Source organism: Variovorax sp. 160MFSha2.1 (assembly GCF_048305075.1).
Lineage (GTDB): Bacteria > Pseudomonadota > Gammaproteobacteria > Burkholderiales > Burkholderiaceae_C > Variovorax > Variovorax guangxiensis.
In genome coordinates, this window is sequence record NZ_CP157624.1 from 5,237,951 (window position 1) to 5,252,232 (window position 14,282).

14 protein-coding genes are annotated in these 14,282 nt (G+C 69.6%); 7 read left to right on the forward strand and 7 right to left on the reverse strand.

The window, feature by feature from the left end:
- Positions 1 to 42 precede the first annotated feature (42 nt).
- From ABL838_RS23775 to fliE, 7 genes are all read right to left on the reverse strand, one after another.
- Positions 43 to 1,344: a flagellar hook-length control protein FliK gene (locus ABL838_RS23775; protein WP_418122207.1), complete on the reverse strand. Its 1,302-nt coding sequence runs from the start codon at positions 1,342 to 1,344 to the stop codon at positions 43 to 45.
- 34 nt (positions 1,345 to 1,378) lie between these two features.
- Positions 1,379 to 1,711: a flagellar protein FliT gene (locus tag ABL838_RS23780; protein WP_221297679.1), complete on the reverse strand. Its 333-nt coding sequence runs from the start codon at positions 1,709 to 1,711 to the stop codon at positions 1,379 to 1,381.
- Between the two features lie 28 nt (positions 1,712 to 1,739).
- Positions 1,740 to 2,159 carry a flagellar export chaperone FliS gene (gene fliS, locus ABL838_RS23785; protein ID WP_184641077.1) on the reverse strand — a complete coding sequence of 140 codons (420 nt, stop codon included), beginning with the start codon at positions 2,157 to 2,159 and terminating at the stop codon, positions 1,740 to 1,742.
- A gap of 34 nt (positions 2,160 to 2,193) precedes the next feature.
- Positions 2,194 to 3,636 carry a flagellar filament capping protein FliD gene (gene fliD, locus ABL838_RS23790; RefSeq protein WP_418122208.1) on the reverse strand — a complete coding sequence of 481 codons (1,443 nt, stop codon included), beginning with the start codon at positions 3,634 to 3,636 and terminating at the stop codon, positions 2,194 to 2,196.
- Between the two features lie 58 nt (positions 3,637 to 3,694).
- Complete coding sequence (locus ABL838_RS23795) at positions 3,695 to 4,051, reverse strand: flagellar protein FlaG (protein WP_184641075.1); 357 nt, start codon at positions 4,049 to 4,051, stop codon at positions 3,695 to 3,697.
- A gap of 166 nt (positions 4,052 to 4,217) precedes the next feature.
- Positions 4,218 to 5,873, reverse strand: a complete 1,656-nt coding sequence (locus ABL838_RS23800) for a FliC/FljB family flagellin (protein ID WP_184641074.1) — start codon at positions 5,871 to 5,873, stop codon at positions 4,218 to 4,220.
- A 179-nt stretch (positions 5,874 to 6,052) separates the two neighbouring features.
- The gene (gene fliE, locus ABL838_RS23805; RefSeq protein ID WP_126023313.1) at positions 6,053 to 6,370 is read right to left on the reverse strand and encodes a flagellar hook-basal body complex protein FliE; all 318 of its coding nucleotides are present in this window, start codon (positions 6,368 to 6,370) and stop codon (positions 6,053 to 6,055) included.
- Positions 6,371 to 6,652: 282 nt separating this feature from the next.
- On the opposite strand from fliE, the gene fliF reads away from it, so the two are divergent.
- The 7 genes from fliF (at position 6,653) to fliL (ending at position 14,265) form a co-directional block, all read left to right on the forward strand.
- Positions 6,653 to 8,392, forward strand: a complete 1,740-nt coding sequence (gene fliF, locus ABL838_RS23810) for a flagellar basal-body MS-ring/collar protein FliF (protein ID WP_418122209.1) — start codon at positions 6,653 to 6,655, stop codon at positions 8,390 to 8,392.
- Entirely contained in the window at positions 8,385 to 9,383 is a 999-nt protein-coding gene (gene fliG, locus ABL838_RS23815) for a flagellar motor switch protein FliG (RefSeq protein WP_126023311.1), read from the forward strand. The genes fliF and fliG overlap by 8 nt, the downstream gene beginning before the upstream one ends.
- Positions 9,370 to 10,200 (forward strand): flagellar assembly protein FliH, encoded by an 831-nt coding sequence (fliH, locus tag ABL838_RS23820; protein ID WP_418122210.1) that lies wholly within the window; start codon positions 9,370 to 9,372, stop codon positions 10,198 to 10,200. Before fliG ends, fliH begins: the two co-directional genes overlap by 14 nt.
- 8 nt (positions 10,201 to 10,208) lie before the next feature.
- The gene (fliI, locus tag ABL838_RS23825) at positions 10,209 to 11,666 is read left to right on the forward strand and encodes a flagellar protein export ATPase FliI (RefSeq protein ID WP_184641071.1); all 1,458 of its coding nucleotides are present in this window, start codon (positions 10,209 to 10,211) and stop codon (positions 11,664 to 11,666) included.
- Positions 11,663 to 12,118, forward strand: coding sequence for a flagellar export protein FliJ (fliJ, locus tag ABL838_RS23830; protein ID WP_126023309.1), 456 nt, complete (start codon positions 11,663 to 11,665; stop codon positions 12,116 to 12,118). The genes fliI and fliJ overlap by 4 nt, the downstream gene beginning before the upstream one ends.
- A 31-nt stretch (positions 12,119 to 12,149) precedes the next feature.
- Positions 12,150 to 13,586, forward strand: coding sequence for a flagellar hook-length control protein FliK (locus ABL838_RS23835; RefSeq protein WP_418122211.1), 1,437 nt, complete (start codon positions 12,150 to 12,152; stop codon positions 13,584 to 13,586).
- A gap of 166 nt (positions 13,587 to 13,752) precedes the next feature.
- A complete protein-coding gene (gene fliL, locus ABL838_RS23840) occupies positions 13,753 to 14,265 on the forward strand; it encodes a flagellar basal body-associated protein FliL (protein WP_126023308.1) in 513 nt (170 codons plus the stop codon).
- Positions 14,266 to 14,282 lie beyond the last annotated feature (17 nt).

Below are 14,282 nucleotides of genomic sequence, written 5' to 3' on the forward strand. Positions count from 1 at the left end.
GCACTGCGGTGCGAGCTTGCCTGGGGCGGCCCGGCGCGGCGCTCATAGGGCAACCTCCTTTGCGGCGACCAGCACCTGCTGCAGCTGCAGGCCCGCGGCGTCGAAACGCTTCGCGAGCCGGCCGGTGTCGCCGCGCAGGCGCGCCATGGTCGAAGCCTCGCGCGCGAACAGATGCGCCTGCACGGCCTGGCCGTCGAGGCTCAGCCGCAAGTCGACCTCGCCAAGCTTCGGCAGCTCCAGCGAGACCGTGGTCGACCAGCGGCGCGCACCCTCTTCTTCGGCCACCGCGCCCTCGCGCGCCTCGGACCGGGCCTGTTGTTCTTCCTCCACAGTCCAGCTCATCGGCACGTCGGGCCAGGCATGGCCGTTCCAGCGGAAGACCGAGCTGGCCAGCAGATCGAGCTGCTGGTGCACCAGCGTGACGGCCTGGGGGTGGATCACTTCGCCGCCGCGCGATGCCGGCAGGGCCGTGGCGCTGTCGGCCTGGCGCGCGGATTCGCTGGCGCGGTGCGCGGGCATCGAATCGAAGCCGCCGCCGGGCGATGCACTCCCGGGTTGCCGATAGGCGGCCTGCACCCGCGCCGCGTCGTTCGCCGCGGCTTGCTGTTCCAGAGTCTGCGGTTTGCCTTGCGAGGAGGAGACACCGGCGTCCTGCGGCTGCCCTGCTGTGGCCGGCGCCTGTGGCGCGGCAACGCCCACCGCGCGGGCGCCGTCGCCCTGCACCGCGGGCACCTGAGCTTGCGCCACGAGCGAAGGCAGCGCATCCGGCGAATCGACGATCACCGCCGTCGATGCGGCAGCCACCACCTGCGACGCGACCGATGCACCCGCCTGCGTCTTCGCGATCACCGGCACGGCCCACTGCGCCTGGGGCTCCTGCTTCATCTGCGCGAGCGTGCGGCCGCCGGCCGTGAACGACGCCAGGTGCGATTCATAGAAGAGCCCGCTGTCCGACACAGCCTGCGCCAGCGTGCCCGCCAGCGCCGCGGCGTTCACCGGCTGCGCGCGCGAAGGCATCAGGGGCACGGCGCCACGCACCGGCCCCGGTTGCGCCTGCAGGTCGGCCAGCACCGCGCCGATGACGCGCGCCGCCACCGACAGCCGCGTCTCCATCGAAGGCTGGGCGCCGGAGCCGGCATGGGGAGTACCGCCGGCAGCGGCACCCGGGATCTGCCTGTCGAGCGCCGCATTGGAAGGCAGCCTGACATCGTTCTCGACCTTGCCGATCGCCACCGCCGGCCCGGGCGCGCCGATGGTGGTCTCGGGCTTGATGCCGAGCACGTCCAGCCGCGGCGCGAGCCTTGCGGCCAGCAGCGCGTCGAGCAGTCCGGCGAGTCCAGTCATGGTGCGGTTTCTTCAGGTCGTCCGGCAGCCGCGCTCAGTGCGGCGGCCCGTAGGCCCTGCCGAGGTTCTTCTGCTGCGTGAGATATCCCATGCGGCTGATCAGGCTCTCGAGCTGCGGCTTGATGAGCCCCGACACCTCGGCCTGGTCGGAACGTATGCGCTCCAGCAGATCGAGCACATGCTCGACCTGCGTCGCGTCCAGCAGCTCGTGGGGCTCGATGGCCTTCAGGCGCTCCACCATCGCCGAGCAGCGGGCTTCGAGCGCGGGGAGCTGGCCCCACTCCTTGGCGCGCGCCAGCACCAGCATCGATGCGATGCCGGTGGCCAGCTCTTCGTAGCAATGAACGACCTCACTCCGGAATGCCATGTTTTTCTGTTTCTCTTGCGGTTGCATTTCAGCCACGGGCCCGGTCGTCGATCTCCCGCCAGGCGGAAGCGATGTTCTCGAGCAGCCGGTCGGCCTCGTCCAGGGCCAGCACGTCGTTGTGCAGGTTGGCGCGGAACAGCCGCTGCACGATGTAGTCGTACAGCGCCGACAGGTTGGCCACCAGCTCGGCGCCGGCCTCGCCGGCCGCCTGGGCGTCGAGCCCGGCCTTCAGGCCGTTGTCGACGATGCCGATGGCCTTGGAGATCGCGTTGCCCTTGGCTTCGGTGTCGCCGGCGGCCATGTGGTGGCGCGCCATGCCGATGGCGGTCTTGGCGCCATCGAACAGCATCGTGATGAGCTGGTGCGGCGACGCGCTCATCACGCTGGTCTCGACACCGAGGCGCGCGTAGGCACCGGCACCTGTGCGCATGTTGTGGGGGGTGTACATCGGCTGGTGCTCCAGGTTCCGCGTGCCTTGCGTCCTACTTGGACTGCTTCGACATCGCGTCGAACTGCTGCGTGAGGTAGTTCTTGGTGTTGTTCAGGTTGTTGATCAGCACGTCGAGCTGGTTGAACTGCTTGCGATAGCGGTCGACCGTGGCGTCCACGCGCAGCTGCATCGCGTCGTACTGGGTGTCGAGTTCCTTGATGGTCGCCGTCACGCCGTCGCTGGCCACCTTCAGCGCGCCCTTGGTCACGTCGTCCACCAGCGCGTCGATCTGCTTGCCGTAGCCGGCCGTGCTGCCGGTGGCGCTGGAGAACAGGTTCGCCACGCCCTTGAGGTTGTTGGCCAGCGCCTTGTCCAGCTTGTCGGAGTCGACCGCCAGGGTGCCGTCCTTCTGGAAGGACACGCCGATCTCGGTCAGCACCTTCATGTCGTTCGTGCCGCCGGGTTGCGGCGCCACGAGCGCCTGGCGGATGCGCGTCTGCAGGTTGCGCAGCGTGCTGTCGCCCACCAGCGCCGCAGCGGTCTTGGTATCGGCGTCGTACGCGGTCAGCGTCTTGGCCGTGCTCTGCAGGCTGTTGTAGGCCTTCACGAAGTCGTTGATGGCCGTCTTCACGCCGGCCGTGTTCTCCTTCATGGACAGGCCGGTCTTGCCGGTGCCCACCAGCGTCAGCGTGGCGCCCTGGATGGCTTCCTTCACCGTGTTGGTCGGGCTGGTGACATCGATGCCGTTGACGTTGAGCTTCGCGTTCTGCGCCGCCGAGGTCTGCTTCAGGCTCTGCGCGCCGGCGGGGTCGTTGTTCAGCAGGCCCTGCAGCGCCGCGTCGCCGTCGACCGCGATGCGCATGCTCGACTTCTCGCCGGTCTGCGTCGAGGTCAGCACCAGGCGGTTGGGCGTGCCGCTGCCGTCGTTCACGATGCTGGCCGTGACGCCCGCGTTCGCGCCGTTGATGGCGTTGCGGATGCCTTCCAGCGTATTGTTGGTCGAGTCGATGGTGATCGACTTGGCGGGCCGGCTCGCGTCGGCGGTGAAGGTGGCGCCGCTGTACTGGCCGGTCGCCGGGTCGAGCGTGCCGCCGGTGATGGCGCCGAAGTCGATGGTGATCTTGCCGGTGCCGATGGCGGCCTTGGCGTCGGCCTGGCCCGCGCTCACCAGCGTCTGCGACTGCGCGATCTGCGACACGTCGATGGTGTAGTTGCCCGCCGCGCTCGTGTCGGTGGCAGTTGCCGACAGGATGCCGCTGACGGTGGGTGTGCCCGTCACGCTCTGGAAGAACGTCGGGTCGCCGAGCTTCTTGGCCGCCGCCTGCAGCGTGGAGAGAGCGCTCTGGATCGTGCCGTAGGCCGACAGCTTGCTCGTGTAGCTCTTGGCCTTGGCCTGCAGCGCCACCATGGGCTGCTTCTCGGCGGTCTCGAGCTGCGTGAGCAGGTCCGCGAGATTCAGGTTGGAGCCCACGCCCAGGCTGCTGATCGTTGCCATGTATTTGTCCTCTTGAATTCGAATGGGTGTCGCTGCGTCTGCGCCGCCGGTGCGGGCCTCAGGCCGCGTGGTCCACCAGCAGTCCGTTGCCGTCGTTCATCAGCTTCGCGATGCGCACGACTTCCTCGTTGGGAATCTGGCGGATGACCTCGCCGCTGGCGCGGTCCACCACCTTGACGATGACCATGTCGGTCTCCTTGTCGACCTCGAACTGCAGGCCGACCTCGCGCAGCGCGAGCGACTCGTTCACCTGGCGCACCGCCTGCTCCACCTGGACCGGCGTCGCACCCTCCTTCGCGTCGTCCTTCTCGGCCGTGGCGGCGGCGGCAGAGGCCGCGCCCGCGGCGCCGCCGACGAGCAGCTGCGTCCACTGGTTGTCCTTCACGGAGTTCGCCGACACGGGGTTCAACATCATTTCCACCTTGCTGTGCTGGGTTCGCTGTTCTCTGCGGCCTCGCCTGGACCGGCATGGCCGCAGGGAACAGCGCAGGCACTCCCGGATTGCGCCAGGGGCCTGCGTCGGCCGGGTCCCAACCCAGGGGAGGGACCCGGCTTTCCTCTGACTTCTCAGTACCTTTCGATCAACGCAGGAGCGACAGCACGCCTTGCGTGGTCTGGTTGGCCTGCGACAGCACCGAGGTACCGGCTTGCTGCAGGATCTGGGCGCGCGTCATGTTCGACACTTCGACCGCGTAGTCGGCGTCCTGGATGCGCGAGCGCGACGAGGACAGGTTGACGACCGTGGTGCCGAGGTTGGCGATCACCGAGTCGAAACGGTTCTGCACAGCACCCAGGCTGCCGCGCAGCGTGTCGACCTTGGCCAGGGCTGCGTCGAGCGCGGCCAGCGGGTTGCTCGTCTTGGTGCCCTTGCTGGTCGTGTCCGTGGTCAGCTTGCCGGCGGAGTTGACGTAGGCCACTGCGCCCACGTCGGCTGCGTACTTGCCCGTGCCGGTCGTCGAGGCAACCGTCACTTCGCCGTTGACTGCGTTGACGTTGTAGCTCGTGGTGTACGACGCGGTCTTGGTCATCTCCTTGTCGTTGTCCATGTACGTGTCGCTGGACTGGCCACCGGCAGCGGCGAAGGTCACGGTCGAGGCGAAGATGCCCGAGCCCAGGTTCACCGTCGAGGCGGCGCCGGCGACGGCGGTCTTCACGTCGTCCTTCGAAACGGTCTTCGTGTAGGTGAAGCCCGAGTTCGCGGCAGCGCCGAAGTTGTAGGTCGTGCCGTTGAGCTGGACGCTGGATGCGCTGGCGGTGGTGTCGCCGCTGGCGAACAGGCCCGACAGCGTGGCGGCCGGAGGAGCGCCGACGTTGTTGGTCGTCAGGTTGCCGCCCGAGAGGTAGGCTGCCTGGCCGCCGATGGTGATCGCGCCGGCGCTGTCGACTTCGAAGTTGGTGGTGCCGCTGACGCCCGTGAAGGTGCCCGAGAACTTGTTGCCCGCGGTCGGCAGCAGCGTGCCGGCGAAAGCCGTGGTGGGAGCACCGGTGGCGACGGCGACGGTGGTCGTGAAGTTGCCGGCGGCGGCGTCGTACTTGTAGGTGGTCGCGCCCACGACAGCCGTGTTGCCGTCCTGCATCGCGTCGACGGCCTGCTCGGCGGTCACCTTGGCGAAGCTGGTGGTCACAACGTAGGGGCCCGTGCCGGTGGCGCCGGCCTTGGTCAGGTCGTTGACGTTGGCCTTGGCGTTGGCCGACACGCCCTTGCCGTTGACGTTGAAGCCGTCCAGGCCCAGGGTCTTGGCGCTGATTTCCTGCAGGTCGATGTCGATGGTTTCACCGTCGTTCGCGCCGACTTGCACGGTCAGCTTGCCGGCGTCTGCCGACAGGACCTTCACGCCGTTGAACTGGGTCTGCTGCGAAACGCGGTTGATTTCGTCCATGCGCTGGCCGATTTCAGCCTGGATGGAGTCCAGGTCGCTGGCCGAGTTCGTGCCCGTGCCGGCCTGCACAGCCAGTTCGCGGATGCGCTGCAGGTTGTTGTTGACTTCGGTCAGGGCGCCTTCCGTCGTCTGGGCGATCGAGATGCCGTCGTTCGCGTTGCGGGTGGCTTGCGTCAGGCCCTTGATGTTGGCCGTGAAGCGGTTGGCGATGGCCTGGCCGGCGGCATCGTCCTTGGCGCTGTTGATGCGCATGCCCGAAGACAGGCGCTCGATGGCGCTGTTGAGCGCCGACTGCGACTTGTTCAGGTTGTTCTGCGTGAGCAGGGAGAGGCTGTTCGTGTTGATGACTTGCGCCATGTTCGACTCCTGATTGATGAAAAAAGGTTGTGGACTCCGGCTTTTGGCCGTAACGCTGGACCCGCTTCCACTTAGAGACTCAAGCCATCGTTGACTTGGTTATCGGCGGGGCCCTGCGAACCTTTAGGGGGCATGCACGAAAAAGTTGCGCGCCCCTCTCCACATCACCCGTTCACCCTTCAGGCCTGCAGGTTCATCACTTCCTGGTAGGCGGTCACGAGCCGGTTGCGAACCTGCAGCCCGGTCTGGAACGCGACGTTCGCCTTCTGCATGTCGACCATCACGTCGTTGAGCGCGACGCCGGGCTTGCCCAGCTCGAAGGACTCGGCCTGCGCATAGGCCTGCTGCTGGGCGCCGCTGATGTTGGCGAGCGAGCGCTTGAGTTCGGCGGCGAAGCCGCCGGCTTCGGCCGGGGCTGCCGTCTGCGGCGCGATGCCCGTCTGGACCGCGGTGGCCCGCATCTGCTGCAGGACCGATTCGATGGCGCTGATGGACATGGTGATCCTCTTCCTCTTGTTTGTCTGAACACTTCTGCGTGACTTGACACGGAGGGACCAGGGCCCTCCGGCTGGCTTGCAGCGTATCAAGGGAAGACCCCGATTCAAGCGCGCAACTGAGGGCGAAAACCCCGGCTGTTCGGCCATTCGAATTCCGGGTGACTGCTGACAATCGTCCGCGAAACGAACAGGCCGCGGACGACATCACCGGCCATCCGGAATGAAATCTCTAAACCGAAATTCCTCTCCCACCATGGCCATGGCCGCGACGAGGGCGCACCCATGAGCACGGCTGCGCCCGCGGACGCGCTGCCCCAGTCCGGCGACGGCCAGCCGGCCCTGCTCGACCGCCTCCGCGCGCAGCCGAGGCTGCCGCTGATCATCGGCGGCGCGGCCCTGGTGGCCGCCGCGGCGGCATTCATGCTGTGGAGCCGCGGCCCCGAATACAAGGTGCTCTACACCAATGTGTCGGACCGCGACGGCGGCGCGATCATCGCGTCGCTGCAGCAGATGAACGTGCCCTACAAGTTCGCCGACGGCGGCGGCGCGATCCTGATCGCGGGCGACAAGGTGGCCGAGACCCGCCTCAAGCTCGCGGCGCAGGGCCTGCCCAAGGCCGGCGGGGTGGGCTTCGAACTGATGGACAACCAGAAGTTCGGCACCAGCCAGTTCGCCGAGCAGGTCAACTACCAGCGCGGGCTCGAAGGCGAGCTCGCGCGCTCCATCGAATCCATCGGCGCCATCGAGTCGGCCCGGGTGCACCTGGCGCTGCCCAAGCCCTCGCTCTTCGTGCGCGAGCAGAAGAAGCCCTCGGCCTCGGTGGTGCTCGCGCTGGCACGCGGTCGCAGCATCGATGAAGGCCAGGTCAGCGCCATCGTGCACATGGTGTCCAGCAGCGTGCCCGACCTCGACGCCAAGAGCGTGACCGTGGTCGACCAGCGCGGCAACCTGCTTTCTTCCGCGCGCGGCGCCGACCGCGGGCTGGACGTGAGCCAGCTGAAGTACGCGCAGGAGATCGAGCAGGGCTACATCCGCCGCATCGAGGCGATCCTGCAGCCCATCGTGGGCGCGAACAACGTGCGCGCGCAGGTGGCGGCGGACATCGACTTCTCGGTGGTCGAGCACACCGACGAGAAATACAAGCCCAACCAGGACCCTTCCCAGGCCGCCGTGCGCAGCCAGCAGAGCAGCGAATCGGCGCAGCACGGCGGCGGACAGCCCGGCGGCGTGCCGGGCGCGCTGTCGAACCAGCCGCCGGTGAACCCCGTTGCGCCGATCACCGGCCCGAGGGCGCCGAACGCACCCGGAACCCCGCCCGCCCCGGGAACGCCCGGCGCACCGGGAGCCCCCGGCACGGCCACCGCATCGACGGCCAGCACCGCGCCCACCGGCCCGAGCAGCTCGCGCAAGGACACCACCACCAACTACGAGCTCGACCGCACCATCCGCCACGTGCAGCAGGCCGCCGGCGGCGTGAAGCGCCTGTCGGTCGCCGTCGTCGTGAACAACCGCGACGCGGTGGATGCCGCGGGCAAGACCGCCAGCCGCGCGCTGACGCCGGCCGAGCTGGAGCAGATCCGCAACCTTGCGAAGGAAGCCATGGGCTTCAGCCAGGAACGAGGCGACTCGCTCAACGTGGTGAACAGCGCCTTCGCCCGTGACGCCGACAACGCTCCCGCGCCCGAGGTGCCGTTCTGGCGCGACCGCGAGAACCTCGACCTCGCCAGGATCGCCGGCCAGTACCTGCTGTACGCGCTGCTCGCGCTCTTCGCCTGGTTCGCGGTGCTGCGCCCGCTGATGCGCAAGCACCTGGCGCCCCCGCCCGCGCCGGCCGCTGCGGAAGCCCCGGCCGTGGTGGCCGCCGCCGCACCGGATGAGAACACGCCCTCCGCCGAGGAGAGCCTGCGCGAACGCGAGGCCAACCGCCGCAAGGCCGACATGGAATACGCCCACCAGACCGCCGACAAAGACCCGAAGGTGGTGGCGGCGCTGATCCAGCACTGGATGAACAACGATGAGTAGCGAACAGGGAACCCGCAAGAGCGCCATCCTGCTGATGGCACTGGGCGAAGACCGCGCGGCGGCCGCGCTGCACCAGCTGCCCACCTCCGAGGTGCAGGCGCTGGGGCTCGCGATGTCGAAGCTCACCTCAGTCTCGAAGGAAGAGCTGGCAGAGGTGCTGGCCGAATTCCGCAACGAGACCGAGCAGCTCTCGGCCCTGCACCTGGGCTCGACCAGCTACATCCGCGCCGTGCTGCGCAAGGCGCTGGGCGAGGACCGCGCCAGCAACCTGCTGGAAGACATCCTGCAGCCCGACGAGCCGCACGGCGGCATCGAGCGGCTCAACGAGCTCGAGGCCGGCGAAGTGGCCGAGCTCATCCGCGACGAGCACCCGCAGATCCTCGCGACGCTGCTCGTGCACCTGGACCGCATGAAGGCCTCCGAGGTGCTCGAGAAGCTGCCCGCGCGCCTGCGCCACGACGTGATCATGCGCGTGGCCACCTTCGGCGGCGTGCAGCCTTCGGCCCTGAACGAACTGACCGACGTGCTCACCGAGATGCTCGCGGGCCAGGGCCTGCGCCGCAGCCGCCTGGGCGGCGTGCGCACCGCGGCCGAGATCGTCAACCTCATGAGCACCAGCGTGGAGGAAGAAGCCATCGCCCACGTGCGCGAGCAGGACGAGGCTCTGGCGCAGCGCATCGTCGACGAGATGTTCGTGTTCGAGAACCTGCTGGGCCTGGAAGACCGCAGCATCCAGCGCCTGCTCAAGGACATCGAGAGCGACTCGCTCATCATCGCCCTCAAGGGCGCGCCGATGGAGCTGCGCGACAAGTTCCTCAACAACATGTCGCAGCGCGCCGCCGAGACGCTGCGCGAGGACATGGAGCTGCGCGGACCTGTGCGCGTGTCGCAGGTCGAAACCGAGCAGAAGGCCATCCTGCAGGTCGCCCGCCGCCTGGCGGAGGCCGGCGAAATCGTGATCGCGACGCCTGGCACCGATGAGTTCGTCTGATTCCAACGGCAACTTCGGCGGCTTCGGCGAATCGCGCGAGCGGCTCGCAGCCATCCACGCCGCCGCACGCCACGCGGCAGGCGGGCCAAGAACCGAGCGCCCCATCGTTCCCGCGCCCGCGCTGTCCGCATGGGAACGCTGGGAGATGGGCACCATCGACGGCAGTCCTCGCACGCCCGCGGCCCGCAAGACGACGGGCGAGCGCAGGAACACCGCGCCGCCAGCGCCGCCGCCTCCTTCCGCACCCAAGATCGACCTCGCCGATCTCGCGCGCATCCGCAAGGAAGCCCGCACCGACGGCGAAGCCGAGGGCCGCGCCGCCGGCCTTGCCGAAGGCCGCAAGGTGGGCCACACCGAGGGCCTGGCCACCGGCCTCGCGGCCGCCAGCGCACACGCCGAACGCCTGCGCGCGCTGGCCCGGTCGCTGCCCGATGCATTGCGCCGCGCCGAGGAAGAGCTATCGCAGGCCGTGCTCGCGCTCGCGCTCGACGTGGCCCGCCAGGTGGTGCACCGCACGCTGAAGGCCGAGCCCGAATGGGTGCTGCCCGTGGTGCGCGACCTGCTCAACACCGAACCAGCCTTGCGCGGTGAGCCGCGCCTGCTGCTGCACCCCGACGACGTGGCGCTGGTGCGAAGCAGCCTTGGCGAAGAGATCGAAGCCGCAGGCTGGCAGATGCGCGCCGACGACACCATCACCCGAGGCGGTTGCCGCGTGCAATCAGCCACCGGCGAACTCGACGGCACGCTGGAAACGCGCTGGAAGCGCGTGACGGGCGCCCTCAACGGCGACGCCGACGGCAGGCCCGAAGCCCGGTGACAACCGCCATGCAGGCCACCGCCCCCAACCCCCATCTGCAGTCGGTGCTCGCCGCGCTCGAAAAAGCGCGCGCCAATGTGGCGGGCTGCGAAACCACCATCGCCTCGGGCCGGCTCACGCGCGCCGTGGGACTGGTTCTCGAAGCCGTGGGCCTGCAGCTGCCCGTGGGCAGCGACTGCCTGATCGAGCTGCCGCCGGGCCATGCGCAACGGCACGCCGAAGCCGAAGTGGTCGGCTTCGCGGGCGACCGGCTCTTCCTGATGTCGCAGACCGAAGTGGCGGGCCTGCTGCCCGGCGCGCGCGTGTATGCGCGGCCCGGCGCGCCCGAGCCCGATGCGGCGGGAACCATCGGCGGCGGCAATGCGCACACCAAGCGGTTGCCTGTCGGCGAAGGCATGCTCGGCCGCGTGGTCGATGCGGCCGGCCGTCCGCTCGACGGGCTGGGCCCGCTCGACATGGCCCGCAAGGTGCCGCTGAGCTCGCCGCCCATGAACCCGCTGACGCGCGCGCCGATCGATTCGGTGCTCGACGTGGGCGTGCGCGCCATCAACGGCATGCTCACCGTGGGCCGCGGCCAGCGCATGGGCCTGTTCGCCGGTTCCGGCGTGGGCAAGAGCGTGCTGCTGGGCATGATGGCGCGCTACACCAGCGCGGAAGTCATCGTGGTCGGCCTCATCGGCGAGCGCGGCCGCGAGGTGAAGGACTTCATCGAGAACACGCTGGGCGAAGAGGGCCTGGCACGCGCGGTGGTGGTGGCGGCGCCGGCCGACAACTCGCCGCTGCTGCGCCTGCAGGGCGCGGCCTACGCGACCTGCCTGGCCGAGTACTTCCGCGACCGCGGCAAGGACGTGCTGCTCATCATGGATTCGCTCACCCGCTACGCGATGGCGCAGCGCGAGATCGCGCTGGCCGTGGGCGAGCCGCCGGCCACCAAGGGCTATCCGCCCTCGGTGTTCGCCAAGCTGCCGGCGCTGGTGGAGCGCGCCGGCAACGGCGAGCGCGACGCCAACGGGCGCGGCGGCTCCATCACGGCCTTCTACACGGTGCTTTCGGAGGGCGACGACCAGCAGGACCCCATCGCCGACTCGGCGCGCGCGATTCTCGACGGCCACGTGGTGCTCTCGCGCACGCTGGCCGAGGCCGGGCACTACCCGGCGATCGACATCGAGGCCTCCATCAGCCGCGCCATGACCGCGCTGATCCCGTCCTCGCAGTTCGACACCGTGCGCCGCTTCAAGCAGATGCTCTCGCGCTACCAGCGCAACCGCGACCTGATCAGCGTGGGCGCCTACGCGCCCGGCCACGACCTGCAGCTGGACCAGGCGATCGCGATGTACCCGCGCATCGAGGGCTTCCTGCAGCAGTCGATGGACGAGCGCACGGACTATGCCGAATCCATCGCCCGCCTGGAAAACCTGTTCGAAGGCGAGCCGCGCACACCCACTCCGCAAAGAAGCAAAAGATGACACGCAAGCTCCCTCTCGGCATGCTGATCGACCTGGCGCACACGCAGACCGACGACGCCGCGCGGCGCCTGGGCGCGCTGCAGAACGCGCACCTGGACGCCAGCCAGAAGCTCGACCTGCTGCTGCAGTACCGGCAGGACTACCACGAGCAGCTCGACGCCCTGATGCGCGACGGCCTGCCCTCCTCGCAGTGGCGCAACTACCGCAACTTCCTCGGCACGCTGGACAACGCCATCGAGCAGCAGCGCGCTATTGCCGCGCAGACCGGCACCCGGCTGGACCACGGCCGCGACGACTGGCAGCAGCAGCGCCGACGCCTGAGCTCCTTCGACACGCTGGCCGAGCGCGTGCGCATGCAGGAACTGATGGCCGAGGCCAAGCGCGAGCAGCGCGACAGCGACGAGCGCGCGGCGCGCAAGTTCTTCGACCGCGCCTCGCATCCGACCCTTTGAGAAACAGAAACATCCGCACGCAGGACCCGACATGCCTTCCATGATCATGCCCCCCGTCACGACGAATGCCGCAGCACAGCCCGCGGCCGCGCAGGCCGCCTCGCGCGGGCGCGGCGCGGACGAGGCGCAGGGCCCAAGCTTCGGCGCGGCGCTGGAGCGCTCGCGCGCCAACGGCGGCGGCCAGGCCGGTACGGCGGAGAAGGACGGCAGCACGTCGGACGTGGCCGCCATCGACCGCAAGGCCGCGCGCAAGCCCGGCGCGGATGAGGACACGAAGAAGGAAGACGCTCCGCTCGCCGACCCGAACCTCGCATTCCTCGCGCAGGCGAACTCGCCGCTGCACGCGCTGACGCTCGCGGGCCGGTCGGCGGCGCAGGCGGCGGGCGAAGGCACTGCCGACGGGCTTGCGAAGACGACGCCGGCAGACGCCACCACCGACGTGGCTCTCGATCCGGCCCTGCAGGCGCTTTCGGCGAAGACAGCCGCCGGCACGGCCGCTGTCGCCGCCGATGCAGCGGACACGGCCGAGGCCGCGGCCAAGGCCGCGAAGGAGGCCGTCGCGCAGAAGCCCGCCGCAGCCGCCGCGCAAGCCGCGCCCCTGCAAGCGGATGCCGCGCCCGCCGGCTCGCTGCACGATGCGGCCCGCGCCGCCATCGCGGCGCAGACCATGGCCGTGGGCTTCGCCAAGCCGGTGTCCGCCCCCGCGAGCCCATCCGTGGGCACCGCAGCGACCGGCCGCGGCCCCGCATCGCGCGCGCCCATCGGCACCACCACCGCCGAGCAGCTCGCGAGCGCGGCGCAACCGGCGGCAACAAACGATGCGCAGGCCGCCAAGGCCGCCGTGGCTGCAAGCCCTGTCGCCGCCACGACCGATGGCGCGGACAGCCAGCCCGCCATCGACCCCGTCGCGCTCCAGCAGCCAGCCGCGGTGACGGCGTCGTCCCCGGAGCGCGCGGGCGACGCCGCGGCCGCCGCGCGCACTCCGGCCCACACCATCGCGCCCGAAGTCGGCAGCGACAAATGGGCGCCGGCCCTGGGCCAGCAACTGCTGCGCATGAGCGCCAGCGGGCACCACACGGCCGAGCTCAACCTGAACCCGGCCGGCCTCGGCCCGCTGAAGGTCACGCTGTCGATGGGCGACAACCAGGCGCAGGCGATGTTCGTCTCGGCGCACGAGAGCGTGCGCAAGGCCGTCGAGGCCGCGCTGCCGCAGTTGCGCAACTCGCTGTCGGAACAAGGCATCACGCTGGGCCAGACTTCGGTCGGCGCGGAAACGCGCCAGCCCAACGGCAACGACGCCGCCTTCGCGCAGCAACAACAGGGCCAGCAGCAGGGCGCGGCGCGGCAGCAGGCCACGGCCTCCTACCCCGGCGCCGGACGCACGGCGGCCGGTGCACCGGCGGCCGCCGTCGCAGCCACGCGCCCCGCCGCCGCCAACTCGCGCTCCGGCATCGACACCTTCGCCTGAGGCAGCGAGGCACGCAGCAACCCATCTTCACCCCCCGCCCCGCGACGGCGCCCCATGGAAGGCGCCGCGCAATGAACGGATATGAAACGCCTTTGTGCGCTTGTTCGGCCGTTCGTCCGCGAGGGACTTCGAAAAGAATAGACCGGACAAGAAAAACCGCTTCAACATGGCTCCCCCAACATCTGTCGCAAACGCCGCACCGGCCTCCGCCTCGCTGCCCGCCCCGCGCCGCTCATCGAAGCTGCTGATCGGGGTCGTGCTGGCCGTCGGCCTTCTCGCAGCGGCCGGCGCCGCCGCGTACGTCTTCCTGCCGCGCTTCACGGGCGCCGCCTCCACGGAAGCGGCCAAGCCGCCGGTTCCCGAAAAGCCCATCTTCGTGATGCTCGACCCGCTGACGGTGAACCTGCAGGCGGAGGGCCGCAGCCGCTTCCTGCAGATCGGCATGGCGCTGCGCGTGCGCGACGAGCATGCCAAGGCGCAGATCGTCGAGTTCATGCCCGAGCTGCGCAGCCGGCTGCTGGTGCAGCTGTCGAACCGCGCGCCCGAGTCGCTGGTCACGCCGGAGGACAAGGCCAGGCTGGCCGAGGAAATCCGCACCGCGCTGAACGCACCGCTGACGCCGCAGACGCCCGAGCTGGGCATCTCCAGCGTCTCGTTCAACATCTTCGTCGTGCAGTGAGCACCACGTCACCATCC

Coding starts and splice junctions, on each gene's coding strand:
- ABL838_RS23775 (WP_418122207.1), bottom strand. CDS start 1,344: ATGACTGGACTCGCCGGACTGCTCGACGCGCTGCTGGCCGCAAGGCTC.
- ABL838_RS23780 (WP_221297679.1), bottom strand. CDS start 1,711: ATGGCATTCCGGAGTGAGGTCGTTCATTGCTACGAAGAGCTGGCCACC.
- fliS (WP_184641077.1), bottom strand. CDS start 2,159: ATGTACACCCCCCACAACATGCGCACAGGTGCCGGTGCCTACGCGCGC.
- fliD (WP_418122208.1), bottom strand. CDS start 3,636: ATGGCAACGATCAGCAGCCTGGGCGTGGGCTCCAACCTGAATCTCGCG.
- ABL838_RS23795 (WP_184641075.1), bottom strand. CDS start 4,051: ATGATGTTGAACCCCGTGTCGGCGAACTCCGTGAAGGACAACCAGTGG.
- ABL838_RS23800 (WP_184641074.1), bottom strand. CDS start 5,873: ATGGCGCAAGTCATCAACACGAACAGCCTCTCCCTGCTCACGCAGAAC.
- fliE (WP_126023313.1), bottom strand. CDS start 6,370: ATGTCCATCAGCGCCATCGAATCGGTCCTGCAGCAGATGCGGGCCACC.
- fliF (WP_418122209.1), top strand. CDS start 6,653: ATGAGCACGGCTGCGCCCGCGGACGCGCTGCCCCAGTCCGGCGACGGC.
- fliG (WP_126023311.1), top strand. CDS start 8,385: ATGAGTAGCGAACAGGGAACCCGCAAGAGCGCCATCCTGCTGATGGCA.
- fliH (WP_418122210.1), top strand. CDS start 9,370: ATGAGTTCGTCTGATTCCAACGGCAACTTCGGCGGCTTCGGCGAATCG.
- fliI (WP_184641071.1), top strand. CDS start 10,209: ATGCAGGCCACCGCCCCCAACCCCCATCTGCAGTCGGTGCTCGCCGCG.
- fliJ (WP_126023309.1), top strand. CDS start 11,663: ATGACACGCAAGCTCCCTCTCGGCATGCTGATCGACCTGGCGCACACG.
- ABL838_RS23835 (WP_418122211.1), top strand. CDS start 12,150: ATGCCTTCCATGATCATGCCCCCCGTCACGACGAATGCCGCAGCACAG.
- fliL (WP_126023308.1), top strand. CDS start 13,753: ATGGCTCCCCCAACATCTGTCGCAAACGCCGCACCGGCCTCCGCCTCG.